Genomic DNA, 23,603 nt, shown 5'->3' on the forward strand with positions numbered 1-23,603 from the left:
CGATCAACCGTCTGGAAGAAGGGGATGAGATGGCGGACAGAAAGCCGATATCGACCGCGCCGACCGACGGCTCCAAGGTCACCGTCACCTGGAAGGACAGCGACGGCGTCCTCAATGAATCCATCGCTCAATACCGCGACGACGGCTGGTGGGTCTACATCGACAGCCACACGCAAAAGAAGGTCGAGCCAACCAGCTGGCGGCCCGCCGCCGGCGACGACGACGACCAATGAGCGCGCCGCTGGCCGGGCGCTTTCGCATAGCCTGACGCTATTGAAATCGGGGCCGATTCGGAGCCTTCCGCTCCGCAACCGTGCGCCTGCTCGAAGAATCAAGCGTGAGTGTCTCGTCGCCTTGCCACAGCAGGCTGATGATCCCGACTAACCGGATGTGAAATTCGCGCGGATTATGAAGAGACCCGGGTTGGGCCAGCCTGCATCCGCATCCTGGCGGCAAAGGCCTTCATACCCTTCTTGATCACCCTGCGCGCTTCATCGGCGTCGTGGGGCCGGGTTTGCTCTCAATGGAACTCCAAGGCGAAATGAATGTTCCATAAGACAGGCGGAGGATGTTTCAGGCATGACAACAGCTTCTCTGCACTTGCTCAAGGGGGTGGGTTATCTGATTTCCACCGCCAGTGTCGTCCTGCTGGCCATAGTGAGTTGGTCGAGCGCTTCAAAAAGCCCGCTGCTGGTCGTCTGCCTGCTTGTCGGCGCCGCCGCGTCGGTCATGGGTATGTTCTGCCGGTGGCTGAGCTACGAGATAGAAAAACGCCAAGGCCACAAATGAGGGCTCGCCACGAGCGTTCGGACGCCGACGGTGCTTCGGGTGCGCGGAGCCTGTCACGTCCGTCGCGCTGCGCGACGCTGGCAATGGACAACAGATTAACAAATTCCTAACGGAATTCAGACGGTTGCCCGAACCTCTGCTTAACCCGCCCTTAAATCGCCGCATCTACTCTTCACCCCGAGCGCCATTGGCACCGGGGACATCAAGCGCAGCGCATGGCGAACCGCAGAGACAGTCGCATCGAGCCCAGCTTCGAGGGACCGCCACGGGCGAAATCCCAGACGGGCCTTTCGGTGAGCGAGGAGGACCGCGTCGTGCCGAGCAATCGCAAAGCCTCCGCCAAACGCAAATCATCGAAGGGGAAATCGTCGCGGGGGAGGCGTGGAGGGAGTGGACGCGGCCTGTTCGGCGTGCTCGGCCGGCTGGTCTACTGGTGTTTCGTGCTCGCCATATGGGGCGGCATCGCGGTGGCGGGCGTCGTTATCTACTACGGCGCCAAGATGCCCGCGGCGACGACCTGGTCGATCCCCGACCGTGCGCCCAACATCAAGATCGTCTCGGCCGACGGGCAGCTGCTGGCCAATCGTGGCATGAGCGGCGGCGAGGCCGTTGGCCTGCACGAAATGTCGCCTTATATTCCCGAGGCGGTGATCGCCATCGAGGACCGCCGTTTCTATTCGCATTTCGGCGTCGATCCGATAGGCCTGTCGCGCGCCATGGTGACCAACCTCATCGGCGGGCACTTCTCGCAAGGTGGTTCGACGCTGACGCAGCAATTGGCCAAGAACCTTTTCCTGAAGCCCGACCGCACGCTGGAACGCAAGGTGCAGGAGGTGCTGCTGGCGCTGTGGCTGGAGCACAAGCACACCAAGGACCAGATCCTCGAAATGTACCTCAACCGGGTCTATTTCGGCTCCGGCGCCTATGGTGTCGAAGCGGCCTCGCGCCGTTATTTCGGCAAGAGCGCGCGCGATGTCACCTTGTCGGAAGCGGCACTCTTGGCTGGCCTGCTGAAGGCGCCGTCGCGGCTATCGCCGGCGCGTGATCCCAAGGCCGCCGAGGAGCGCTCGCAGCTGGTGCTCGCCGCCATGCGCGAGGAGGGCAAGATCAGCGAGAAAGAGCTCAAGACGGCGCTGAGCGCACCGGCGACGCGCTCGCCATCCTACTGGACCGGCTCGGAAAATTACGTCGCCGACACAATCATGGAAGAACTGCCCGACCTGATCGGCGATGTGCGCGGCGACATCGTCATCGATTCTACCGTAGACCTGAACCTGCAGAAACTCGCCGAACAGTCGATCCGCCGGCTGATCGACGACAGCGGCAAGAAGCTCAACGTCACCCAGGGCGCGCTGGTGTCGATCGACGATTCCGGCGCGGTGCGCGCCATGGTCGGCGGCTATGACTATTCGACCAGCCAGTTCGACCGCGCCTCCGAGGCGCGCCGGCAGCCGGGCTCGGCGTTCAAGCCGTTCGTCTACATGGCTGCGCTCGAGGCCGGCCGCACGCCCGACAGCATCCGCAACGACGCACCGATCAAGATCGGCAACTGGACACCCGACAATTACGGCGGCAAGTACTTCGGCAAGGTCACCTTGGCGACGGCGCTGGCCAAGTCGCTCAACTCGGTTGCCGCGCAGTTGACCATGGAAGTCGGGCCGAACGCGGTGGTGGAAGCCGCGCACCGCATGGGCATCCAGTCCGACCTGCTGGCAAACACCTCGATCGCGCTCGGCACCTCGGAAGTGACCCCGCTGGAACTGACCTCGGCCTATGTGCCCTTCGCCAATGGCGGCTACAAGCCCGACATCCATTTCATCCGCCGCGTCACGACAGCCGACGGCAAGGTGCTCTATGACAGCGCTGGCGGCAATGCGCCGCGCGTGATCAAGCCCGAGATCGTCGGCATGATGAATTCGATGATGACCGGGACGGTCGAGGTCGGCACCGCCAAGAAGGCGGCCTTCGCCTGGCCGTCGGCCGGCAAGACCGGCACCAGCCAGAATTCGCGTGATGCATGGTTCGTCGGCTACACCGCCAATCTGACCACCGGCGTGTGGTTCGGCAATGATGACGGCACGGCTATGAAGAAGGTCACCGGCGGCGCGCTGCCGGCACAGGCCTGGCACGAATTCATGGTCACCGCGCATGAGGGCGTGCCGGTGCGGCCACTGCCCGGCACCTGGAAGTCGACGCCGGCGGACACCATCGTGCCCGACGACATTCCCTCGGCCGACAACAACCAGCCGGCACCGGTTCCGTCGGCTTCGGTTGGCCAGCAGGCGCCGGCCGCGCAGGCGGCGGCACCGCCGGCGCCGGTCCGTGCGGCGCGGCCTGCTCAGACCGTCGATGCCGATGGCTTCAACATGCCGGCGGATGGCGGCACCACGGCTTCGGTCGGGCACCCGGTGCCGCCAGGCAGCGTCGGCGGTCGGCTCAAGAAGCGGCAGACCTCGATCCTGGATATTCTTGGCGGCGGCTGAGCAGCCGGCTAGCGGCGTCAATCCGCCTCTCGCCACCCCGGCGGCGTTCGGCTACATGTCCTGGCTGGAGACCGCGACATGACCGAGACAGACACCAGAAAAACCATCGTGCTGACCGGCGCCAGCCGCGGTATCGGCCATGCCACGGTGAAGCGCTTTTCGCGCGAAGGCTGGCGCGTCATCACCTGCTCGCGCCAGGCCTTTGCCGAGGACTGCCCGTGGCCGGCCGGTCCGGAGGACCATATCAAGGTCGACCTCGCCGATCAGGAAGATGTCGGTATTGCGGTGTCGGAGATCCGTCATCGGCTCGAAGCGCATGGCGGGCAGTTGCACGCGCTGGTCAACAATGCCGGCATTTCGCCCAAGCTCAAGGATGGCAACAGCCGGATGGACTCGATCGACACGCCGATGCATGTCTGGCGCGACGTGTTCCAGGTCAATTTCTTCGCGCCTATCATGCTGGCGCGCGGCCTGTTCAAGGAATTGGCGGCTGCCAGAGGCTCGATCGTCAATGTGACGTCGATCGCCGGCACCCGCGTGCATCCCTTCGCCGGCACCGCCTATGCGACGTCGAAGGCGGCGCTCGGCTCTCTGACGCGCGAGATGGCGCATGATTTCGGCCCGCACGGCATCCGTGTCAACGCCATCGCGCCGGGCGAGATCGACACCGCGATCCTGTCGCCGGGCACGGAAAAGATCGTCGAGACCATTCCGCTTCGGCGCCTGGGCACCACGGCGGAGGTCGCCGACATCATCTTTTTCCTGTGCTCCGGGCAGGCGTCCTATGTGACCGGCTCGGAAATCCACATCAATGGCGGCCAGCACGTATGAACTGGTCGACTTCAGGCTAGGGCCGGCTCACCCGCCTATGGTGACGACAGCCTTGCCGCTGAAGCTGCGCTGTCGCAGTGCGTCCAGGGCTTGGCCGATGTTCGTCCATGGCACGGTCAAGGCAATGCGGGTGTCCAGCCGACCAGCGGCGACCAGGGCGAGCAGCGCGGCGATGTCGGCGCCGATGGCTGAACCGGACGTGTAGTAGGCGAACGTCTGGAGCCTCGCGCCTTCGTGACCCGGAACGAACTGACGGAACCCAATCGGCGTGAGTTCACCGCTGCTCGAGCCGAACATGACGATTGTGCCGGCAGGGGCGATGCGTTCGATCGCGCGTGCGAGGCTTTCGCCGCCGACCGACTCGGTGATCAGCGAAAACGGCCCCTCGGCCTGCTCGATCGACTCCACGATCTGCTCGGCTCCGAGTTCACGCAAATCCTCGTGGTGCCTGGCGGCGGCGATGGCGGTCACCGACGCACCCTGCTCGCGGGCGATCTGGATCTGGAAGCGACCGACGGCGCCGCTTGCACCGGTGATCAGGACCTTTAGGCCGGCCAGGTCACCGCCGTGGCGCAAAGTCCTGAGCGCCGTCGTGCCGGCGACCGGCAGCGTGGCTGCCGAGGCGAAGCTGACCTCATCCGGCAGGACGGCGAGACGGTCTGTTGAAACGGCGACCCGTTCAGCCCAGCCGGCCTGGTCGACCAAAGCCGCGACCCTGGTGCCCGTGATCGGCCCGGAGCCATCGGCGGCCGCGCGTTCGACAATTCCGACGATGTCCTGGCCGGGTGTCCAGCCGTCCGGACGGATGGTGAGCAAGCGCAGTTCACCCCGGTTCAACGAGGTTGCGTGGACCGAGACGAGCGCCTCGTCCGCGAGGGGCCGAGGTTCTTCGACCTCGGCTAACCTCAATCCCGTGGCGCTGTCGGAAGATATGACTAAGGCGAGCATGGGCGCGTACCTTCTTGCTGGAGGCCGGAACTTATCGGCTTCCCTCCTTGAAGAATTTAGCTATCATGGCATTTAATCGCTAAAAGCAGTCAATCATGAGACAGCCTCTTCGCTACCCATGGGTCAATTTCGATGTCGATGACGTGCTGGCGCCAGCCATCGCCGTGCGTGTCGATGTCACCGAGACCAAAGCGGAGGTACCCGCCCATTGGCACCGCAAAGGCCAACTCGTCTTTGCGATCGGAGGCGGCGTCACATGCCACGTTCCGAGCGGCCTTTGGATGGTGCCGCCGCATTGCGGCGTATGGATCCCGGGCGGCATGGAGCACAGCAACATCGCGACGGCCAACGCGCGGATCTTCTTCGTCTATATCGAGCCGGGAGCCGCCGAATTGCCGGACCGGTGCTGCACCCTTTCGATCTCGCCGCTGCTGCGCGAACTGATCGTCGAGCTGTCCGACAGCGTGCAGGACGACCAGGCAAGGGATGAGCTTCTGACCAGGACCCTGCTTGCAGAACTGCCGCGCATGCCTGTCCAGCAGCTACATCTGCCGATTTCATCCGAGCCGCGCTTGAGGCGGATCGCCGAGGCGCTGGCGCAAGACCCTGCCGATCGCAGTACGCTGGCACAATGGGCCAACCGCGTCGCGCTCAGCGAAAGCAGTCTGGCGCGTCCCGTCGTCAAGGAGACTGGCTTGAGCTTCGGGCGCTGGCGCCAGCAATTGCACCTGATCGTCGCCATTCGGGAGCTGGCGTCCGGTGCCAGCGTGCAGCAAGTCTCGGGCGATCTCGGCTATGGCTCGGTTACCGCCTTCATCACCATGTTCAAGAAGGCGCTTGGCAAGCCCCCGGCAAAATATCTCGGCGGTATCGCGCAAAATGGCGGCTCGGCATTCGTGGCATGATTGAACGCGCCTTTGGGTAGCGTCGACTCAGGCAGCGGACGGTTCAGAAACCCGCGGCTCGTGGCCAAGCACCTCTTCGACAATGCCGCGCGCGATCTCGCGTTCGCCCATGATCACGGTATCGGCGCCGAGTCCCTTCAGATGCTCGACCTCGGCGTCGGAATGGGCGCGGGCGATGACATTGATGTTGGGATTGGCGGCGCGTGCCCGCAGCACGATCTGTCCGGCCTCGAAGGCGTTGGGGATGGCAAGGATCAGCCGCTTTGCGCCTTCAGGATTGGCCGCGGCGAACACCTCGGCATTGGCGGCATTACCGGCGATGGTTTCGATGCCGTCTGCTTTCAGCCTCGCCAGCGTCTTATCGGCATCCTCGATGACGAGGAAAGGCTGTGCCGCTTCCTTCAGCGCGGCACCGACGAGGCCACCGACCCGGCCATAGCCGATCAGGATGGCATGACCGGCAAGCGTCGTCGTCGTCGGCGGGCCGTCTTCCTTGCTCAAGGTTGCGGCGACCGAGGCCACCTGGCCCGGTTCCGTCGCCGGGCCGACCGGTTTGGTATCCGCTGGTTGCGCCGTCCTGACGGCGCGGGCCTCCAGCCACGGCTTCATCCAGTCGATAACTAGGAACATCAACGGGTTGAGCACGATCGACAGGATGGCGCCGGCCAGGATCAGATCGCGGCCTTGCTCGGGCAGAAGTTTCAGCCCGACGCCGAGTTCGGCCAGGATGAAGGAGAACTCGCCGATCTGGGCAAGGCTGGCCGAAATCATCAAGGCCGTGGCCAGGGGATAGCCGAAGGCTACGACGATCACGAACGCCGCCAGCGACTTGCCGATGACAATGATGGCCAGCGTCGCCAGGATCGGCAGGCTGTTGCTGATCAGGCTGAACGGATCGAACAGCATGCCGACGGAGACGAAGAACAGCACCGAGAAGGCATCGCGCAGCGGTAGCGATTCTTCGGCCGCGCGGTGGCTGAGCTCGGATTCGCTCATGATCATGCCGGCGAAAAAGGCGCCCAGCGCCAATGAGACGCCGAACAGTTTTGCCGCGCCGAAGGCGACGCCGAGCGCAATGGCGAGCACCGAGAGACGGAACAGTTCGCGCGACCCGGTATGGGCAACGTAGTGCAGGATCCAGGGAATGACCCGGCGGCCGACCACCAGCATGACCACCACGAAGGCGGCGACCTTGGCCAGCGTGATGCCCACGACACCCCATATGCCGTAGCTGGCCGGCAGCGACAGCAGGTCGCCCGAATGGGCATTGGCGTGTTCCTGGCCGCCGAGTACACCGGCAAGCGCCGGCAGCAACACCAGCGCCAGCACCATGGCCAGGTCCTCGACGATCAACCAGCCGACGGCGATGCGGCCGCGCTCGGTCTCGATCAGGCGGCGTTCCTGAAGCGCGCGCAGCAGCACGACGGTCGAGGCGACCGACAGCGCCAGGCCGAACACCACGCCCGCGCCCATCGACCAGCCGAGCATCCAGGACAGCCCGGCGCCGAGCGCGGTGGCAAAGCCAATCTGAACGATGGCGCCAGGCACGGCGATAGCGCGGACCGAAAGAAGGTCCTTGAGCGAGAAATGCAGGCCGACACCGAACATCAGGAGAATGACGCCGATTTCGGCCAATTCGTTGGCAAGCCCTGCATCGGCGACGAAACCGGGCGTGTTCGGGCCGACCAGAACGCCGGCTACGAGATAGCCGACCAATGGGGGAATACGGAAGCGATTGGCGAGAGCGCCGAAGACAAAAGCCAGCCCCAGACCGGCGACGATGGTGGCGATAAGGGGCGTGTCATGCGGCATTGTCTATGGAGCGCCTTTCAAGCTAGCGATGTCGGATATGCGGCGCCCGAGAGCCGTCGCCTGTTTCGCAATATGGTGGAAGGGGCAACGGTGATGCAACCCGCAAGGTGCGAAAAGCGACGGCGCGGCGACAAAATGCCGGACCGGCGACCGGGATGCCGCCGATCTGTTTGAGCCCGCGATGGCATTCGCCTTGTTGCCGGCGATCAGGCTGCCTGCAACAGGGCCTCGATCTCGGGGATGCCGTGGTTGGTCATGGTCTTCGGGATTTCGGCCGTCACCTTGTCACCAACCTCCTTATGCAGCTTCTTGCGCATGGCGCCGAGCACCACTGGTGGGGCGACAAGCACGATGCTGTCGAACTCGCCGTCATGGGCAAGCTTGTAGAGCCGGGCGGCAATCTCCTCGGCGAAGCGTTCCTTGCCGATACGGTGCCAATCGGTCTCCTCGACCGCGCTGCGGTGCACGGATGGGCCGTCATTGTACCGGCCGGGGCTGTCGCTTCCCTGTTCGCGTGTGGGCGGGTTTTCCTGTTCCATCAGATGAACGACTTCAAGGTTGGGAAACTTGGTGTCGCCGACGTTCTTGAGCAGGAGCGCCTTTTCACCGTCTGCCACCAGAACCCAAATGCCATGCTTCAGTTTGATCGTGTTCATGAGGACGCTCCTTGTTGAGTGATAGCTATACCGGGAACGCGTTTCAGCCCGTCAACGTTCCAACCCACGCGGCGCACCGAACAGCCGTGCAGGCCGGGCGCTGAACAGGAGATCGCCACCGGACGGCTTTAATCTACTAAATAATTAGAAAAAACTGTTTTGCGGGACAGGTCGCCGGCAGCTAGAAGCGCCTGAAATCAGGGCCGACTTCGGCGACCCGGCGTGCTCATGGGCATGGGCGTGGAATATTTTTCTCCTGCCCTTCGCGGTTGCGAAAAAGCGATTGCCTGCCATCACCGGATGCGCGAGTGCTTTGCTTCTGCTTTTTTACGCCTCGGCGTAAAACTGCGAAACTGTCCCGGATCGCTATTATCATGCCGCAAGCCACCACCAAGCTCAACGCCTTTCCCGTCTTCCTGCGGGTCGAGGGCGAAGCCGTGGCCATTGTCGGCGGCGGCGAGGAGGCTCTGGCCAAGGCGCGGCTGATTGCCCAGTCGAGTGCCGTTCTGCACATCATCGCCAGAAATGCCGAGCCGGAGTTGTTGACCTTCATCGCCGAAGCCAGCGCGAAGCATGTGGCCGCCGCGTATGATGCCTCGCAGCTCGAAGGCGCCGTGATGGTGTTTGCCGCCAGCGGCGACGAAGCGCTCGATCGCCGCGTAGCCGCCGACGCGCGCCGGCTGGGCATTCCCGTCAACGCCGTCGACCGGCCAGATCTCTGCGATTTCTTCACTCCGGCGCTGGTCAACCGCGCACCCGTCGCCATTGCCATCGGCACCGAAGGTGCAGGTCCGGTGCTGGCACAGATGCTGCGTGGCCGCATCGACCGCATGCTGTCGCCGTCGCTTGGCGCGCTGGCGGCGCTTGCAATGTCGTTCCGCAATGCCGCCGAGAGATTACCCCGGGGCAATGTGCGCCGCCGTTTCTGGAGTGACTTCTTCGGCGGAGCGCCGGCGCGCGCCGTCGAGGCCGGCGATTTTTCGCAGGCGCATGAAGCCGCCACCGATCTGCTGTTGTCCGACGCGCCCGTTCACGGCCACATCGCCCTGGTGGGCGCCGGTCCCGGCGCCGAGGACCTCCTCACCCTGCGGGCGCATCGCCTGCTGATGGAGGCCGATGTCATCGTCCATGACGCGCTGGTACCGGAGGCGGTCGTCGCCATGGGCCGCCGCGATGCCGAGCGCCTGCCGGTCGGAAAGCGCAAGGGCTGCCATACCAAGAGCCAAGCCGAGATCAATGCGTTGCTGGTGGAGCTTGGCCGTGAGGGCAAGCGTGTCGTGCGGCTGAAATCGGGCGATCCGCTGGTGTTCGGCCGCGCCGGCGAGGAGATGGCAGCACTTCGCGACGCCGGCATCGCCTATGAGGTGGTTCCAGGCGTCACCGCGGCCTTCGCCGCTGCCGCCGATTTCGAACTGCCGCTGACGCTGCGCGGTGTGTCGTCGTCGATGGTGTTCACCACCGGCCACGACCTCAAGGGCAATTCGTTGCCGGACTGGGCCAAGCTCGCCATTTCCGGCGCTACCGTCGCCGTCTACATGGGCCGGTCGGTCGCCGCGGAAGTTGCCGGCCGGCTGATCGAGGCCGGCCTGTCGCCGGACACGGCGGTCGCGGTGGTCGAGAATGCCAGCCTGACCAATCGCCGACGTTTCCACGGCACGCTTGCCGACCTGCCGTCACTGGAGGCGCGCGCCGATCTGTCGGGCCCGGTCATGACCATTATCGGCGACGCCGTCGCCGGTGCCAATTTCGAGCGGTCCGAGCCGCTCGCGGCACACAGGCATGAGAGTGCGCCCGTAGCGGCCGCCGAGGGAGTTCAGCCATGAAGATACTGACCGCCAATCGCCTCGGCGACGGCATTGCCGTCTGGTACGCCGATGGCGGCTGGGCCGAGACGGTGGACCATGCAGACCTTGCCCATGACAAAGCGGCAGAGGATCGGCTGGAGGCGATCGGCGCCAAGGCCCACGCCGACAATGAAGTAGTCGACGTCAATCTGATCGACGCGGAAGTCGTCGACGGCATTGTCGAGCCGGTGCGGCTGCGCGAGAAGATCCGCGCCGCCGGTCCCACCATCCGCCACGATCTCGGCAAGCAGGCTGCGCGGGCAGCCTAACCAGGCACGGGCGGACGCGCCCTGAAAGACGAAGCATGTACCGTTACGATGAGTTCGACCACGATTTTGTCCAGGCCCGCGTCGCCGAGTTCAGCGATCAGGTCCAGCGCCGGCTGTCCGGCGAGATTACCGAGGACCAGTTCCGGCCGCTCAGGCTGATGAATGGCGTCTATCTGCAGCTGCACGCCTACATGCTGCGCATCGCCGTGCCTTATGGCACGCTCAACGGCAAGCAGCTGCGCATGCTCGGCCACATCGCCCGCAAATACGACAAGGGCTACGGCCACTTCACCACGCGCCAGAATATCCAGTTCAACTGGCCGGCGTTGTCGGACATTCCGGCGATCCTGGCGGACCTGGCCAGCGTGGAGATGCACGCCATCCAGACCAGCGGCAATTGCATCCGCAATGTGACCGCCGACCATTTTGCCGGGGCGGCCGCCGACGAGGTCGCCGATCCGCGCCCCTATGCGGAAATCCTGCGGCAATGGTCGTCGGTGCATCCGGAATTCTCGTTCCTGCCGCGCAAGTTCAAGATCGCGGTGACGGGAGCCGAGCGCGACCGAGCCGCCATCCAGACGCATGACATCGGCCTGCACCTGAAGAAGAACGCCGCCGGCGAGCTCGGCTTTGCCGTCTATGTCGGTGGCGGCCAGGGTCGCACGCCGATGGTGGCGAGGAAGATCCGCGACTTCCTGCCGGAAGCCGACCTTCTGTCCTACTGCACGGCGATCCTGCGCGTTTACAATCTCTATGGCCGCCGCGACAACAAGTACAAGGCGCGCATCAAGATCCTGGTCCACGAGACCGGCGCAGAGGAAATCACCCGCCAGGTCGAGGCCGAGTGGCAGGAGTTGAAGGACGCGGAGCTGAAGCTGCCGGAGGCCGACATTCGCGCCATCGAGGCCTATTTCGCCCCGCCGGCGCTGACCGGGCGGCCGGACGGCGACACGGCAGTCAAGGTGGCGCGCCTGGATTCCAAGGGCTTCTCTGACTGGCTCGACCAGAACGTGGTGACGCACCGCCACCCCGACTACGCGGCGGTGACGATCTCACTCAAGGGTATCGGCGAGGTGCCGGGCGATGCGACCGACAGCCAGATGGAAGCAGTCGCCGACATCGCCGAAAAATACGCTTTCGACGAGCTTCGCGTCAGCCACGAGCAGAACCTGATCCTGCCGCATGTGGCGCGCGCCGACCTCAAGACAGTCTATGACGCGCTGGTCGACATCGGGCTGGCGACGGCCAATTCCAACCTGATCTCGGACATCATCTCGTGCCCGGGCCTTGACTATTGCGCGCTGGCGACCGCGCGCTCGATCCCGATCGCACAGGAAATCTCGCAACGCTTCGCTTCGCTGGAGCGGCAACGCGAGATCGGCGAGCTGAAGCTGAAGATCTCCGGCTGCATCAATGCCTGCGGCCACCACCATGTCGGTCATATCGGCATCCTGGGTGTCGAGAAGAAGGGCTCCGAACTCTACCAGGTGACGCTCGGCGGTTCCGCCGACGAAAACACCTCCGTCGGCGAAATCATCGGCCGCGGCTTCTCGTCGGAAGAAATCACCGACGCCATCGAGACGATCGTCGATACCTATCTCGGCCTTCGGCTCAACCCACACGAAATATTCATCGACGCCTACCGCCGTGTCGGTCCCGCGCCGTTCAAGGAGGCGCTCTATGCTGGCGAAGCCAAGGCCGCTTGACCATATTGTCGACGTCGAGGACGGCGCCGCCGCCAAGGCGGCGGGGTTTGACGCGCTCTACGGTCATCTCAGCCCGATCGAGATCATCGAACGATCGGCCAATGAGCTGTTTCACGACGAGATCGCCGCCGTGTCTTCGTTCGGCGCGGATTCGGCGGTGCTGCTGCACATGATCGCCAAGATCGACCGCACGCTGCCGGTCGTCTTCCTCGATACCGGCAAGCATTTCGAGGAGACGCTCGGCTATCGCGACGCGCTGGTCGCCGATTTCGGGCTGACCAACATCCGGGTCATCAAGCCTGACGAAGCGGCGCTCGAACGGATCGATCCGACCGGCAATCTGCACCAGAACAACACCGACGCCTGCTGCGACGTGCGCAAGGTCGAGCCGCTGGCACGTGGCATCGCACCCTTCCGCGCCTGGTTCACAGGCCGCAAGCGCTTCCAGGCCTCGACACGGGCCGCACTTCCGGTGTTCGAGGCGGTCGGCCCGCGCATCCGCATCAATCCACTGGCGCGCTGGACGACGTCGGATCAGGCCGGCTACATGCGCGCGCATGCGCTGCGCGAAAATCCACTGGTCGCCTATGGTTATCTGTCGATCGGCTGCTTTCCCTGCACGCAGCCGGTGCAGCCGGGCGAGGACGCGCGCAGCGGCCGCTGGGCCGGTCATGCCAAGACCGAGTGCGGCATTCACCTGTCGGGACTGGAAGTGTCGCTGACCGACGCATCACTATAGGGTATGTTGCAATTCAGGTGAGGCCTGTGCTTCCGGTGCTCACGTACTTCAAGTACGCTCCGCTCCGGTTCTCGGAAGCAGCCGTTTTCGACGCGGCCTGACCTGAATTTCAACACACCCTGGAGCGCTTCGAATTTTTAGGAATTTTGATGACTGAACCGACGACACCGGAGACCCGGCTCTGGACCCCGGAGGGTTTTCGCGAGGACGAGTGGACCCATGCCGAAAGCGCCGATGCGCTTTCCGGCAATGGCCGCTTCATCCTGCCGCTGCAGGCGTTCCTCGACCTCGACCCGGAGGTGCGCCGCTCGGCGAAGGAGCGGCTCGGCGTCCTGTTGCAGCCCGGCGATCAGCTCGAGAAGATCGCCGGCCTGCTCGACCAGCTGTCGCTGGTGGCGCTGGCCTTCCCGGCCTTCGGTGATGGCCGCTCCTTCTCCAAAGGCGAACTGCTGCGCAGCCGCTATCATTTCACGGGCGCGCTGCGTGCCACCGGGCAGGTCCTGGTCGACCCGTTGCCGCATATGCTGCGGCTTGGCTTCGACGAGTTCGAGGTCTCGAATCCAGTGCTCTTGAAGCGCCTGGAAGAGGGCCGCACCGGCGGGTTGGGGCTTTACTACCAGCCGGCCGCCATAGCGGAAGCGGAGCCCAAGGGGCCGAAATATTCCTGGCGCCGGGTTCGCGGCAGCTGACGCGTTTTCTACGAAGCCAAAGCCCTCTCAATCGAGGAAGACCCAAACTGGTCGTACCAATTGTGCGATTTGCGCTTTTCCCTGCATCATCTTGCCCTTAGGATAATGCGATTATTTCGGAACCCGAAATAATGGCCACAAAGGGAGGAACCGGGAATGGCTGGCAAGAAGATATTGATGCTCGTTGGCGAGTTCAGCGAGGAATATGAAATTTTCGTCTTTGAACAGGCCATGCATGCCGTCGGCCACACCGTGCATGTCGTCTGCCCCGACAAGAAGGCCGGCGATGTGCTGAAGACATCGCTGCACGATTTCGAAGGCCACCAGACCTACACCGAAAAGCCCGGCCACGATTACATCCTCAACAAGATGTTTTCCGAGGTGGATCCGGCCCAGTACGATGCCGTCTACGCGGCGGGCGGCCGAGGTCCGGAATATATCCGCATCGACAAGCGCGTGCAGGCGCTGGTGCGGCACTTCCATGAGACAGGCAAGCCGATCTTCACCATCTGCCATGGCGTGCAGATCCTGATCGCGGTCGACGGCGTGGTGCGGGGCAGGGAAGTGGCGGCGCTTCACTATTGCGAGCCGGAGGTGACGCTGGCGGGCGGCATCTATATCGACGTCGCGCCGAACGGAGCCCATGTCGACGGCAATCTCGTTTCGGCCAAGGGCTGGCCGGGCCTGTCCAATTTCATCCGCGAATGCCTGAAGGTGCTGGGCACTGAGATCCGCCATGGCGAGATCCTGATGCGCGACGAGCGGCAGGCGGCCTGAGGCTTTGAGGACTGGCCGGACGGTTGAGAAGCTTTGCGCTGCCTCTCATCCGGCCCTTGGTCATCGGACGAAAAGCCAAGCAATTGGCTTTTCGTCCGCTGCGTGGACCGCGCCTATAGCGCCGCGTGTGCCTCGCGGAACGATATCAGCTTGCTGCGGCTTTCGTCCCACAAGGCCAGTTTGACGCAGCGCAGGCTCTCGAGCAGAGTGACGCGGCCGATACCGCGCAACTCGGGATAGTCCCGCAGCACTTCCTGCAGCCGGTAGCCGGGCACCCTGGCGGAGAGGTGGTGGACGTGGTGAACGCCGATATTGCCGGTGAGCCAGTTCAGCACCGGCGGCAGGTCGTAATAGGACGAGCCGTGCAGGGCGGCGTGCTGGAACTCCCATTCCCCATCCTTCGCCCACTCGGTCTCCTCGAACTGGTGCTGGACATAGAACAGCCAGATGCCGGCCGAACCGGCGAGAATGACGATCGGCAGATGGACAATCAGGAACGCGCCGGGACCGATGACCCAGATGAGGATGGCCGCGACAAGCGCGATGCCAAGATTGGTGGTCATTGACGAAACCCAGGGCGTCAGGCCGCCGCGCATCATGCCGACGGGCAGCCTTTGCGAGAAGATGAACAGCCAGACCGGCCCCAGGCCGAACATCACCAGGGGATGGCGGTAGAGACGGTAGGCCAGACGGCCCCGCCAGGACATCCGCCGGTATTCGGCGACGGTCAACGTCCTGATGTCTCCCATGCCGCGCTCGTCGAGATTGCCGGCGCTGGCATGATGCGTGGCATGGGCGCGCCGCCAGCAGTCGTAAGGCGTCAGCGTCAGGATGCCCAGCGCACGACCGATCCAGTCATCGGCATGGCGATTGGCAAAGAAGGAGCCATGGCCACAATCGTGCTGGATCATGAAAATCCGCACCAGGAATCCGGCCGCGGGCAAGATGAGGATCAGTCCCCACCAATGACCATAGGCATAGGCCGCGGACGACAGAGCCCACAGAGTGGCGAAGGGAATGAGGGTGATGGCAAGTTCAAGTGCGCTGCGTCGCCTGTCAGGCTTTTTGTAGCGCGCCAGGATCTTGAGCCAGGCGCGCTTGCTATTGGCCGCCGCTTCGGGGGAAATCATGTTCATCAGGAAGCATAGGCGGGGTGCGCCGCCACCGCAAGTCGATGATCACGTAAAGTTACTGTGCGTAATTGTCGCGTAAGGCCTAGTCGATCCTCACTGCCCGTCGCCAGCCGACGTCGCCATCCTCGACCCTGTCGAGGTGGTCGAGCAATTGCCCGAAGCGGTCCGGGATGTCGGTTTCGGTGCGGAAGGCTGGCAAGGTGCGCAGAAAGCGCTTCATCGCCTCGGCGCCGATCTGGCGCCGAACCTCCGCAGCGAGCCTTTCTGTTTTTTCGAGCTTGTTGCGGGTCATCGGTTCAAATCCTGCGTCGGGTCCCAAACTCCTCCAGCAACGGAATGGTTCCCGCATCACGGCCTTGTGGCAAGCAAAGCCGGCAAGCACGGTAAAATTTGAATTAAAATCGGATTACCGCCTTGGTGCCTTCCAGGTCCGGTGAAAGGTCCTTACGGTCGCTTTCCCCTTGATTTTTGGCCTGCGAACCTCGATATCGGGCACAAATCCATACCATTCGAGATGACGGGAAACGGCGATGAGCGACCAGGCAAAAGACGAACGCGCGCCCAGTGAAGCCGAGGCGGCCGAGGCCAATGTCGAGCGTACGGAAGGCAGCATCGATGGCGACTATGAAGCGCTTGTGCGCCTGCTGAAGGAAAACGAAGAGCTGAAGGACCGCGCACTACGCGTCGCGGCCGAGATGGAGAACCTGCGCCGCCGCACCGCGCGCGACGTGCACGACGCGCGCACCTACGCGGTGGCGAATTTTGCCCGTGACATGTTGTCGGTGTCGGACAATCTGCGCCGCGCGCTGGATGCCATTCCCGCCGAGGCCAAGGCGTCGGGGAATGCCGGCTTCAAGGCACTGATCGAAGGCGTCGATCTGACCGAGCGCGCCATGCTGTCGGCGCTGGAACGGCATGGAGTCAAGAAACTCGCTCCGGAAGGCGAGAAGTTCGATCCCAATTTCCACCAGGCGATGTTCGAAGTTCCCAATCCCGATGTCCCTGCCAACACCGTGGTCCAAGTCGTGCAGCCGGGCTATTCGATCGGCGAGCGGGTGCTGCGCCCGGCCATGGTCGGCGTCGCCAAGGGCGGCCCGAAAATCGCGGCCGACGCGCCGGTCGAGCCAGGGCCGGTCAATGAGCAGGCCGAGAAGGATGCGTGAGGATAGTGAGTAGTGAGTAGCGAATAGGGAGTAGCGAATAGGAAGTAGGGGCTGACACTAAGCTGCGGCTTCGTGCTATTCCGCTACTCGCTACCTCACTATTCGCTCGGCCCATGAACCCCATCGCCCTTCTCGACTATGCCGGCGTTGCCGTCTTCGCGGCGACAGGGGCGTTGGCGGCGTCGCGCAAACAGCTCGACATCATCGGTTTCCTGTTCCTGGCCAGCGTCACCGGTATCGGCGGCGGCACGCTTCGCGACGTCATCCTCAATTTGCCGGTTTTCTGGGTCGCCAACTCCAGCTACGTGCTGATCTGCGCGGCGGTCGCGGTGCTGGTGTTCTTTGGTGCGCACCGTGTCGAATCCCGCTGGAAGTGGCTGCTCTGGCTCGACGCCATCGGGTTGGCCGCTTTTTCGGTTATGGGTGCGGCCAAGGGCCTGGCCATTACCGGTTCGCCGGTCGTTTCCGTCATCACCGGCGTGCTCACCGCCACGTCGGGCGGCATCCTGCGTGATCTGTTGGCGGGTGAACCCTCGGTGCTGCTGAGGCCGGAGATCTATGTTACGGCCGCTCTCGCGGGCGCTGCAATCTTCACGGCTGGCGATGTCACAGGATTGCCGCCGATCGTTTCCGAGCTGGCCGGCTTCGCCGCGGCATTCGCGGTGCGCGGCGGTGCGCTCCGTTTCGGCTGGACCTTTCCATCCTACAAGAGCCGGCCCGGCCGGCGGCCGGAAGACATTCCGTGAAAAGAAGGGAGTAGCGAGTAGCGAGTAGTGAGTAGCGAATAGGGGGTTGGCAGCCTCACGGCTGCGGCATAACTCTCGCTATTCGCTATTCGCTATTCGCTATTCGCTATTCGCTATTCGCTATTCGCTATTCGCTATTCGCTATCGTCACGCCGCGAAGCGCTGCGCTTCCCCGCCATAATAATTGACGTAGCGTGCGCCGATCTCCTTGACCGGCATCACGACGAAAATGTCGACCGTGGAGAATTCGCGGTCGATGACGCAACCATCGCCGATGCGAGCGCCTACCCGCAGATAGCCCTTGACTAGAGGCGGCATCGCCGCGATCGCCGCCTTGGTGTTGACCGCCTCGATCGGCATCAGGTCCATGGAGCAATAGCGTTCGGCCACAGCCCGCACGTCCCAGGCCGAGTTTGTGCGGCAATGATGGGCGAGATAGGTGAGCGCCTCGGCATGCGCCGCAGGCACGGTGCCGTGGAATGAGGCACAACCGGTCATCACGCCGATTTCGTAATGATTGATATAGGCCCAGATGCCTTGCCACAGCGCCTCGATGGTGCGCTTCGAACGGTATTCGGGTAAAACACAGGAGCGGCCGAGTTCGAGGAAACGCTGGCCGGGATGACGGGCGATGAGCTTGGTCAGCTCGAATTCGCCTTCGGAATAGAAGCCGCCGGCGGTTGCCGCGATTTCTTGCCGCAGCAAGCGATAGGTGCCGACGATGCGGCGGTGCTCAGGGCCGGAAAGCGTGGTATCGAGGACGAGCAGATGGTCGCAGAGCGGGTCGAAACGGTCGGCGTCACGGCGGTCCTGCGCCTGGAACAGATCCTTCCTGGCGCCAAGCTCATCATAAAATACACGGTAACGCACTTCCTGCGCGGCAGCGATCTCGGCCTCGTTGCGGGCAAGCCGCACTTCGAGGTTGCCGATACGGCCGAGCGCTGCGCCTTTTATGATGGAATCGACATTACGTCCGGCGAGCAAGGCGCTGCTGGCGTTCGGCCGAGTGTCACATTCCGGCATAACTGTATGCACGAGTGATTCTCCTTCGAGCCATCCCTCTTGGCACGGGGATACGGTGTAGGTGCAACAGGATTGTGACAGTACCGTGATACGGCGTCGCGGGCAATACTTCGTCGGCTGGCGAAAGCGGTCAACCGGCTATGTTGCGTCACAAGGCCCCAGGTGCGTGGTGTTCGCGGGCGCCGAAACCGGGCTGCTTTTTTGGTGGTCTTCGTCAGCCACGCACCGGCAAAAGGCGGCTCAAGCGGCGACCTGGCCTTCGACGGCGCTGACCAGCGCCTCGGGGTCAAGCGGCTTGGTGACGAAGCCGCTGGCGCCGTGGGCAAGCACCGCGTGACGGGTCTTTTCCTGGCTATCGGCTGACAGCACCATGATCGGCACGGGCGGCACGGATGTCTCCTCCTCATGGCGACGAATCGCGGCAATGGCGTCCAGCCCGTCCATGACCGGCATATGCAGATCCATCAGAACCACGTCGAAACGGCGGTTGTGGCCGGCGCCCGTGACCGCCTCGACGGCGGCCTTGCCATTGCCGACCACCTTGACGCGATGTCCGGCCTTCACCAGCGTTGCACGGGCCAGCATGGCATTGATGTCGTTGTCCTCGGCGATCAGCACGGACAGGCCCTGCTGGCGTTCGCCTGACGCACGAAGCGCCGATGCGCGTCGTTTTTCCGGCTGCGGCGGGGCAAGGACCGGTGCGTGGCTGCTCAAAAGGACACGCAAGAGTGTTCCTCCGCGCACTGGCCGGGCAAGGAATGTCGCGTAGCCGCTGCCGCGAAACTCGCCAAGCATGCCGCGGTCGGTGGGGGCAATCAGCGTGATGGCTTCGCAATTGGCGAACCCATGTTGACGAAGCCGCTTGAGCAGCCTTCCGTCACTCTCTTCCAGGGCCGCGTCGACCAGAAGCACGTCGCAGCCGTCGGCAAAGGAAGCGGCCTGAGCCACGGTGGTGGCCATGCCGGCCGCGCCGCCATTGGCGCGGATGGTGCGGGCGATGGCGTCGGCCTCGACGGTGTTCTTGGACAGGATCACGGCGCGTCGCCCGGCAAGCGCGTTCAACCGGCCCTGCGGTGGCTCGGTGGCTGATATGGCGGGAATTTCGAAGACGAATTCCGATCCCTGGCCAAGCCGGCTGGAGACCGAAATCGCGCCGCCCATGGCGGCCACCAGGCGCTTGGAGATGGCAAGTCCCAGTCCGGCACCGCCATGCCGGCGCGTCGAGGTGCCGTCGGCCTGCTCGAATTCCTCGAAGATGCGCTCCATGTCCTCGTCGCGCAGGCCGGGACCGGTATCAGCGATGGTGAAGCAGATGCGGTCGGTGGTCTCGGTGCGGGCGCGCGCGACGCTGACCAGAACGCCGCCGCTGTCGGTGAACTTGATGGCGTTGCCGATGAGGTTGAGCAGCACCTGCCTGACCCGGCCCGGATCGGCTGTGATCAATTGCGGCACATCCGGTTCGACATGGCAGCCGAGGCCAATATTCTTGGCGAAGGCGCGTGCGGCCATCAGTTCGATGATGTTGTCGGCGATCTCGCGCACGGACATCGGCTGCGGTTCGGGATCGAAGCGTCCGGCCTCGATCTTGGAATAGTCGAGCAGGTCCTCGATCAGGGCAAGCAAGGCGCTGGCCGAAGTCGAGATGGCCCCGACATAGGTCTGCTGCTCCGGCGACAGCCTGGTGTCGGCGAGCAGTCTGGCCATGCCCATGATGCCGTTCATCGGCGTGCGGATCTCATGGCTGACCGTGGCGAGGAAGCGCGACTTGGCCTGGCTTGCGAACTCAGCGCGCTCGCGCGCGGTGATCATGGACGATTCGGCGCGCTTGCGTGCGGTGATGTCGCGGGCGATGGCGCGATGCGAGACGGCATTGCTGTCCTTATCGCGCACCGACAGCTCGATCCACGAGAACCAGCGCGGGCCGGTCGGCGTGCGGATTTCAACGTCGGTGGAACTCAGGCATTCATGGTCGGAGAAAGCGGCATCGGGAACGATACCGACCTCGATGCCGAGCTCGGCCAGCGTCTTGCCGGCAAGGTCGCGCTGATCGGTTTCGACAAGGTCGGCGAACACCTTGTTGGCATAGACGATGTAACCGTCGCGGTCGCGATGGATGACGAGGTCGCCGAGCGCGTCGATGAGACCGCGAAAGCGCTCCTCGCTTTCCTGCATCTCCCACATGCGGTCGGCCAGCGTCTCGATCTCGGCGCGGTTGCGGGCGGTGGTTTCGTCAAGCATGACCGTATTGCGGCGCACGCTGCGTCTGGCGTGCAGATGCATGGCCAGGCCGGCAAGGCCGGTTACCAGCAACGCCACGCTGATGAAGGCCGGCGCCCCGGTCAGATAGGAGAGGCCTGCCAGCGCCATGACAACGAAGGTCAGGATCGGCAGGCTTTCCCGCTTGGCCGGTTGCTGATCGGGCACCAGCGGCGGCGCGGCGATAAACCGCCGCGCAGACGCCGGCGCTTGCGCCGGTGCCGCATCGATGTCGTCACCTGCATCGATATCGTCGCCTGCGTCGACCGGTTGGCTGTCGGATTCCGCGATCATGCGAAATCCTTTGCCAGACAGAGATTATGGAAAATTGCGGGGGATCGTTCGAATTTTAGCGGATTGGGCGTTTTTGCCTCGGCGGCGACGGATTTGCCAGCCAATGTGGCAATTCCGTCCGGCGTCGCGACCCCGACGGGTCACATGTCGACCACGACACGGCCGCGGATCTTGCCATCGACGATGTCGTGTGCCGCATCGATGATGCCGTCGAAGCCGATGGTCGTGGACAGGCTGGCGAGCTTGTCGACATCGAGATCGGCACCGATGCGCCGCCACGCCTCGAGGCGTACGGCCTTCGGTGCCATCACAGAATCGATGCCGAGCAGGGAGACGCCGCGCAGGATGAAGGGAGCGACGCTCGACGGCAGATCCATGCCGCCGGCCAGGCCGCAGGCGGCGACCGCCCCGCCATAGGAGGTCATCGACAGAACGTTGGCCAGCGTGTGGCTGCCGACCGAGTCGATGCCGCCGGCCCAACGCTCCTTGGCCAGCGGCTTGGCGGGCTGGTTGAGCTCGTCGCGCGATATCACCTCGGCGGCGCCGAGGTTGATCAGGTAAGGGCTTTCGGCATTGCGGCCGGTCGAGGCAATGACATGGTAGCCGAGGCTGGATAGGATCGAGACCGCGACCGAACCGACGCCGCCGGCAGCGCCCGTAACCACGACAGGGCCGCGATCGGGCAGGATGCCGTGCCGCTCCAGGGCCATGACGCAGAGCATGGCCGTGTAGCCGGCGGTGCCGACCGCCATGGCATCATGCGCGCTCATGCCTTCCGGCAGAGGCACCAGCCAGTCGCCCTTCACGCGGGCGCGCCCGGCATAGGCGCCGAAATGGGTTTCGCCAACGCCCCAGCCATTCAGGATGACCTTGTCGCCCTTGCGCCAGTCGGGATTGGAAGAGGAGATGACGGTGCCGGCAAGGTCGATGCCCGGCACCAGCGGCCATCGGCGGATCACCGGCGCCTTGCCCGAGATGGCCAGTCCATCCTTGTAGTTCACCGTCGTCGCCTCGACCGCGATGGTAACGTCGCCCTCCATCAGATCGGCGTCGGTGAGATCGGTCACGGCGACCGACTGTTTTTTCTCGGCGTCGCGCGAAACGAGGATGGCTTTGAAGGTTTCGGTCATCTTTTTCTCCGCGAACTTGCTTGGCGTGTGACTGTGCGGCGATGGCAGCGTGGGGTCAATCGTTCGAAGGCGTGGGTTCACGCCGCCAGCCGATGAGTTCGTCGAAGACGACCAGCGCCGCGCCCACGGAAATGAAGGCGTCCGCAAGGTTGAAGACGGCGAAGGACCAGACCGGCGTGTGGAACAGGATGTAATCGATGACGTGGCCGTAGACGGCACGGTCGATCAGATTGCCCAGCGCGCCGCCGATGATCAAGGCAAAGCCGATGCGGGCGATGATATGGCCCGATGGCGTGCGCGTGGCGAGGTAAAGCACGAAGGCGACGACCAGCACGGCGATGACCACGAGACCGGCATCGCCGAAGGAGGAGAACATCGAGAAGGCGATGCCGGTATTATAGGTGCGAAACAGCGCCAGGAAGGGCAGGAGGTCGAGCTTTTCCTGGAAGGGCAGGCCGGCCTCGACCAGCGCCTTTATCCATTGGTCGAGTCCGATGGCCAGGATGACGAGCAGCGCGTAGGGAGACCATGACTTCACGATTGGGCAATCCTCATTGCTGGTCCGGGATTGGTTCGAGTTTCAGCGCGCCGCGCCTGATCTCGAACAGCATGATGCCGGTGGCGACCGCGAGGTTGAGCGAATCGGCACGGCCCGCCTGCGGAATCCTGAGCAGCCTGTCGCAGCTTGCCGCCAGGCTTTCGGGCAAGCCCTGCTGCTCGTTGCCCATCATCAGCAGCACCGGCCCGCGGGAGAAATCGACCGAGCGGTAGTCGACCGCGCCTTTCAGATGCGTGCCGGCAACGAGACCTGAAAAGCCGCCGCGCCAGGCCAGGAATGCCTCGGTCGTTGCCTTCGCCACTGGCACGGCGAAAATGGAACCCATGGTGGCGCGTACAGTTTCCACAGAAAACGGATCGGTGGTATCGCCGACCAGAATGACGCCCCTGGCGCCGACGGCATCGACGGTGCGGATGACGGTGCCGAGATTGCCTGGATCACGCACCCGGTCGAGCGCCACCCAGACATCGCCATTGTCGGCACGGATGTCCTTCAGGGCCAGGAATTTTTGCGAAAAGACGCCGACCACCATTTGCGGATTGTCGCGGCGGGTGATGGCGACAAGCACCTTTTCCGATACTTCGAGCACGGTGCCGCCGGCGGCAACGGTGCGCGCCGCGACCTTTTCCACAGCCGCGTTGCCGCGTCCGGCCTTGGCGAAAACAAGCGTCCTGATCTGCCAGCCCAAATCGAGCGCATCGATGACCAGCTTCAGCCCTTCGGCCATGAAGGCGTTCTGCTGGTCGCGGAATTTCTTCAAGGCAAGTGCCTTGATGTCCTTGACCAGCGGATTGGCAAGGCTGGTGACTTCCTTCACCTGGCCTGGTGCGCCGGCATGCCGTTCGTTCATG

General features: G+C 63.8%; 23 protein-coding genes. 13 read left to right on the forward strand and 10 right to left on the reverse strand.

Annotated elements, in window-relative coordinates; translation table 11 throughout:
* Positions 1–29 precede the first annotated feature (29 nt).
* The 4 genes from O7A60_RS05605 (at position 30) to O7A60_RS05620 (ending at position 4,103) form a co-directional block, all read left to right on the forward strand.
* Positions 30–233, forward strand: a complete 204-nt coding sequence (locus O7A60_RS05605; protein WP_140770679.1) for a hypothetical protein — start codon at positions 30–32, stop codon at positions 231–233.
* A 346-nt stretch (positions 234–579) separates the two neighbouring features.
* Positions 580–789, forward strand: a complete 210-nt coding sequence (locus O7A60_RS05610; protein WP_027143066.1) for a hypothetical protein — start codon at positions 580–582, stop codon at positions 787–789.
* A 215-nt stretch (positions 790–1,004) separates the two neighbouring features.
* Positions 1,005–3,272 (forward strand): transglycosylase domain-containing protein, encoded by a 2,268-nt coding sequence (locus tag O7A60_RS05615; protein WP_337105410.1) that lies wholly within the window; start codon positions 1,005–1,007, stop codon positions 3,270–3,272.
* Between the two features lie 78 nt (positions 3,273–3,350).
* On the forward strand, positions 3,351–4,103 hold the full coding sequence (locus O7A60_RS05620; RefSeq protein WP_140503016.1) for an SDR family NAD(P)-dependent oxidoreductase: 753 nt from the start codon (positions 3,351–3,353) through the stop codon (positions 4,101–4,103).
* Between the two features lie 27 nt (positions 4,104–4,130).
* Here O7A60_RS05620 and O7A60_RS05625 read toward each other — a convergent pair whose 3' ends face one another.
* Positions 4,131–5,051: a zinc-binding dehydrogenase gene (locus O7A60_RS05625; protein ID WP_337105411.1), complete on the reverse strand. Its 921-nt coding sequence runs from the start codon at positions 5,049–5,051 to the stop codon at positions 4,131–4,133.
* Positions 5,052–5,146: 95 nt separating this feature from the next.
* On the opposite strand from O7A60_RS05625, the gene O7A60_RS05630 reads away from it, so the two are divergent.
* The gene (locus tag O7A60_RS05630; RefSeq protein WP_337105412.1) at positions 5,147–5,956 is read left to right on the forward strand and encodes an AraC family transcriptional regulator; all 810 of its coding nucleotides are present in this window, start codon (positions 5,147–5,149) and stop codon (positions 5,954–5,956) included.
* A 27-nt stretch (positions 5,957–5,983) separates the two neighbouring features.
* Here the strand turns inward: O7A60_RS05630 and O7A60_RS05635 are convergent, their stop codons facing one another.
* Complete coding sequence (locus O7A60_RS05635) at positions 5,984–7,768, reverse strand: cation:proton antiporter domain-containing protein (RefSeq protein ID WP_337105413.1); 1,785 nt, start codon at positions 7,766–7,768, stop codon at positions 5,984–5,986.
* Between the two features lie 206 nt (positions 7,769–7,974).
* A complete protein-coding gene (locus tag O7A60_RS05640) occupies positions 7,975–8,424 on the reverse strand; it encodes a baeRF12 domain-containing protein (RefSeq protein ID WP_027143060.1) in 450 nt (149 codons plus the stop codon).
* 374 nt (positions 8,425–8,798) lie between these two features.
* On the opposite strand from O7A60_RS05640, the gene cysG reads away from it, so the two are divergent.
* The 6 genes from cysG (at position 8,799) to O7A60_RS05670 (ending at position 14,448) form a co-directional block, all read left to right on the forward strand.
* Positions 8,799–10,247 carry a siroheme synthase CysG gene (gene cysG / locus O7A60_RS05645; RefSeq protein ID WP_337105414.1) on the forward strand — a complete coding sequence of 483 codons (1,449 nt, stop codon included), beginning with the start codon at positions 8,799–8,801 and terminating at the stop codon, positions 10,245–10,247.
* Positions 10,244–10,537 carry a DUF2849 domain-containing protein gene (locus O7A60_RS05650; protein ID WP_337105415.1) on the forward strand — a complete coding sequence of 98 codons (294 nt, stop codon included), beginning with the start codon at positions 10,244–10,246 and terminating at the stop codon, positions 10,535–10,537. Before cysG ends, O7A60_RS05650 begins: the two co-directional genes overlap by 4 nt.
* 35 nt (positions 10,538–10,572) lie before the next feature.
* Complete coding sequence (locus O7A60_RS05655) at positions 10,573–12,243, forward strand: nitrite/sulfite reductase (protein ID WP_337105416.1); 1,671 nt, start codon at positions 10,573–10,575, stop codon at positions 12,241–12,243.
* Positions 12,218–12,982, forward strand: coding sequence for a phosphoadenylyl-sulfate reductase (locus tag O7A60_RS05660; protein WP_027143056.1), 765 nt, complete (start codon positions 12,218–12,220; stop codon positions 12,980–12,982). Before O7A60_RS05655 ends, O7A60_RS05660 begins: the two co-directional genes overlap by 26 nt.
* 149 nt (positions 12,983–13,131) lie before the next feature.
* A complete protein-coding gene (locus O7A60_RS05665; protein ID WP_337105417.1) occupies positions 13,132–13,671 on the forward strand; it encodes a DUF934 domain-containing protein in 540 nt (179 codons plus the stop codon).
* A 156-nt stretch (positions 13,672–13,827) separates the two neighbouring features.
* Positions 13,828–14,448 carry a DJ-1/PfpI family protein gene (locus O7A60_RS05670; protein ID WP_337105418.1) on the forward strand — a complete coding sequence of 207 codons (621 nt, stop codon included), beginning with the start codon at positions 13,828–13,830 and terminating at the stop codon, positions 14,446–14,448.
* A 113-nt stretch (positions 14,449–14,561) separates the two neighbouring features.
* Here O7A60_RS05670 and O7A60_RS05675 read toward each other — a convergent pair whose 3' ends face one another.
* Both O7A60_RS05675 and O7A60_RS05680 read right to left on the reverse strand, forming a co-directional pair.
* Positions 14,562–15,584, reverse strand: a complete 1,023-nt coding sequence (locus tag O7A60_RS05675; RefSeq protein ID WP_337105419.1) for a fatty acid desaturase — start codon at positions 15,582–15,584, stop codon at positions 14,562–14,564.
* 79 nt (positions 15,585–15,663) lie between these two features.
* Positions 15,664–15,873: a hypothetical protein gene (locus tag O7A60_RS05680; protein ID WP_027143052.1), complete on the reverse strand. Its 210-nt coding sequence runs from the start codon at positions 15,871–15,873 to the stop codon at positions 15,664–15,666.
* A gap of 238 nt (positions 15,874–16,111) precedes the next feature.
* Here O7A60_RS05680 and grpE point away from each other — a divergent pair, with 238 nt between their 5' ends.
* Both grpE and O7A60_RS05690 read left to right on the forward strand, forming a co-directional pair.
* The gene (gene grpE, locus O7A60_RS05685; protein WP_337105420.1) at positions 16,112–16,744 is read left to right on the forward strand and encodes a nucleotide exchange factor GrpE; all 633 of its coding nucleotides are present in this window, start codon (positions 16,112–16,114) and stop codon (positions 16,742–16,744) included.
* Positions 16,745–16,857: 113 nt separating this feature from the next.
* Positions 16,858–17,490, forward strand: coding sequence for a trimeric intracellular cation channel family protein (locus tag O7A60_RS05690; protein WP_027143050.1), 633 nt, complete (start codon positions 16,858–16,860; stop codon positions 17,488–17,490).
* Between the two features lie 147 nt (positions 17,491–17,637).
* Here the strand turns inward: O7A60_RS05690 and olsB are convergent, their stop codons facing one another.
* The 5 genes from olsB to O7A60_RS05715 form a co-directional block, all read right to left on the reverse strand.
* Complete coding sequence (olsB, locus tag O7A60_RS05695) at positions 17,638–18,513, reverse strand: l-ornithine N(alpha)-acyltransferase (RefSeq protein WP_337105558.1); 876 nt, start codon at positions 18,511–18,513, stop codon at positions 17,638–17,640.
* A 240-nt stretch (positions 18,514–18,753) separates the two neighbouring features.
* Entirely contained in the window at positions 18,754–21,063 is a 2,310-nt protein-coding gene (locus O7A60_RS05700; protein ID WP_337105421.1) for a hybrid sensor histidine kinase/response regulator, read from the reverse strand.
* Positions 21,064–21,203: 140 nt separating this feature from the next.
* Positions 21,204–22,193 carry an acrylyl-CoA reductase (NADPH) gene (gene acuI, locus O7A60_RS05705; protein WP_027143047.1) on the reverse strand — a complete coding sequence of 330 codons (990 nt, stop codon included), beginning with the start codon at positions 22,191–22,193 and terminating at the stop codon, positions 21,204–21,206.
* Between the two features lie 55 nt (positions 22,194–22,248).
* Positions 22,249–22,731, reverse strand: coding sequence for a signal peptidase II (gene lspA / locus O7A60_RS05710; protein ID WP_337105422.1), 483 nt, complete (start codon positions 22,729–22,731; stop codon positions 22,249–22,251).
* 13 nt (positions 22,732–22,744) lie between these two features.
* Positions 22,745–23,602, reverse strand: a complete 858-nt coding sequence (locus tag O7A60_RS05715) for a TrmH family RNA methyltransferase (RefSeq protein WP_337105423.1) — start codon at positions 23,600–23,602, stop codon at positions 22,745–22,747.
* Between the last annotated feature and the right edge of the window lies 1 nt (position 23,603).

The organism is Mesorhizobium salmacidum (SeqCode) (genome assembly GCF_037179605.1).
In the GTDB taxonomy this organism is placed as follows: Bacteria; Pseudomonadota; Alphaproteobacteria; order Rhizobiales; family Rhizobiaceae; genus Mesorhizobium; species Mesorhizobium salmacidum.

Excerpts from the sequence above, each read along its gene's own strand:
- O7A60_RS05640 (WP_027143060.1), bottom strand. The coding sequence starts at position 8,424 with ATGAACACGATCAAACTGAAGCATGGCATTTGGGTTCTGGTGGCAGAC.
- O7A60_RS05610 (WP_027143066.1), top strand. The coding sequence starts at position 580 with ATGACAACAGCTTCTCTGCACTTGCTCAAGGGGGTGGGTTATCTGATT.
- O7A60_RS05605 (WP_140770679.1), top strand. The coding sequence starts at position 30 with ATGGCGGACAGAAAGCCGATATCGACCGCGCCGACCGACGGCTCCAAG.
- O7A60_RS05630 (WP_337105412.1), top strand. The coding sequence starts at position 5,147 with ATGAGACAGCCTCTTCGCTACCCATGGGTCAATTTCGATGTCGATGAC.
- O7A60_RS05620 (WP_140503016.1), top strand. The coding sequence starts at position 3,351 with ATGACCGAGACAGACACCAGAAAAACCATCGTGCTGACCGGCGCCAGC.
- O7A60_RS05625 (WP_337105411.1), bottom strand. The coding sequence starts at position 5,051 with ATGCTCGCCTTAGTCATATCTTCCGACAGCGCCACGGGATTGAGGTTA.
- acuI (WP_027143047.1), bottom strand. The coding sequence starts at position 22,193 with ATGACCGAAACCTTCAAAGCCATCCTCGTTTCGCGCGACGCCGAGAAA.
- O7A60_RS05650 (WP_337105415.1), top strand. The coding sequence starts at position 10,244 with ATGAAGATACTGACCGCCAATCGCCTCGGCGACGGCATTGCCGTCTGG.
- O7A60_RS05700 (WP_337105421.1), bottom strand. The coding sequence starts at position 21,063 with ATGATCGCGGAATCCGACAGCCAACCGGTCGACGCAGGCGACGATATC.
- O7A60_RS05635 (WP_337105413.1), bottom strand. The coding sequence starts at position 7,768 with ATGCCGCATGACACGCCCCTTATCGCCACCATCGTCGCCGGTCTGGGG.
- O7A60_RS05675 (WP_337105419.1), bottom strand. The coding sequence starts at position 15,584 with ATGAACATGATTTCCCCCGAAGCGGCGGCCAATAGCAAGCGCGCCTGG.
- O7A60_RS05670 (WP_337105418.1), top strand. The coding sequence starts at position 13,828 with ATGGCTGGCAAGAAGATATTGATGCTCGTTGGCGAGTTCAGCGAGGAA.
- O7A60_RS05690 (WP_027143050.1), top strand. The coding sequence starts at position 16,858 with ATGAACCCCATCGCCCTTCTCGACTATGCCGGCGTTGCCGTCTTCGCG.
- olsB (WP_337105558.1), bottom strand. The coding sequence starts at position 18,513 with ATGCCGGAATGTGACACTCGGCCGAACGCCAGCAGCGCCTTGCTCGCC.
- O7A60_RS05660 (WP_027143056.1), top strand. The coding sequence starts at position 12,218 with ATGCTGGCGAAGCCAAGGCCGCTTGACCATATTGTCGACGTCGAGGAC.
- O7A60_RS05615 (WP_337105410.1), top strand. The coding sequence starts at position 1,005 with ATGGCGAACCGCAGAGACAGTCGCATCGAGCCCAGCTTCGAGGGACCG.
- O7A60_RS05665 (WP_337105417.1), top strand. The coding sequence starts at position 13,132 with ATGACTGAACCGACGACACCGGAGACCCGGCTCTGGACCCCGGAGGGT.
- cysG (WP_337105414.1), top strand. The coding sequence starts at position 8,799 with ATGCCGCAAGCCACCACCAAGCTCAACGCCTTTCCCGTCTTCCTGCGG.
- O7A60_RS05680 (WP_027143052.1), bottom strand. The coding sequence starts at position 15,873 with ATGACCCGCAACAAGCTCGAAAAAACAGAAAGGCTCGCTGCGGAGGTT.
- grpE (WP_337105420.1), top strand. The coding sequence starts at position 16,112 with ATGAGCGACCAGGCAAAAGACGAACGCGCGCCCAGTGAAGCCGAGGCG.
- O7A60_RS05715 (WP_337105423.1), bottom strand. The coding sequence starts at position 23,602 with ATGAACGAACGGCATGCCGGCGCACCAGGCCAGGTGAAGGAAGTCACC.
- O7A60_RS05655 (WP_337105416.1), top strand. The coding sequence starts at position 10,573 with ATGTACCGTTACGATGAGTTCGACCACGATTTTGTCCAGGCCCGCGTC.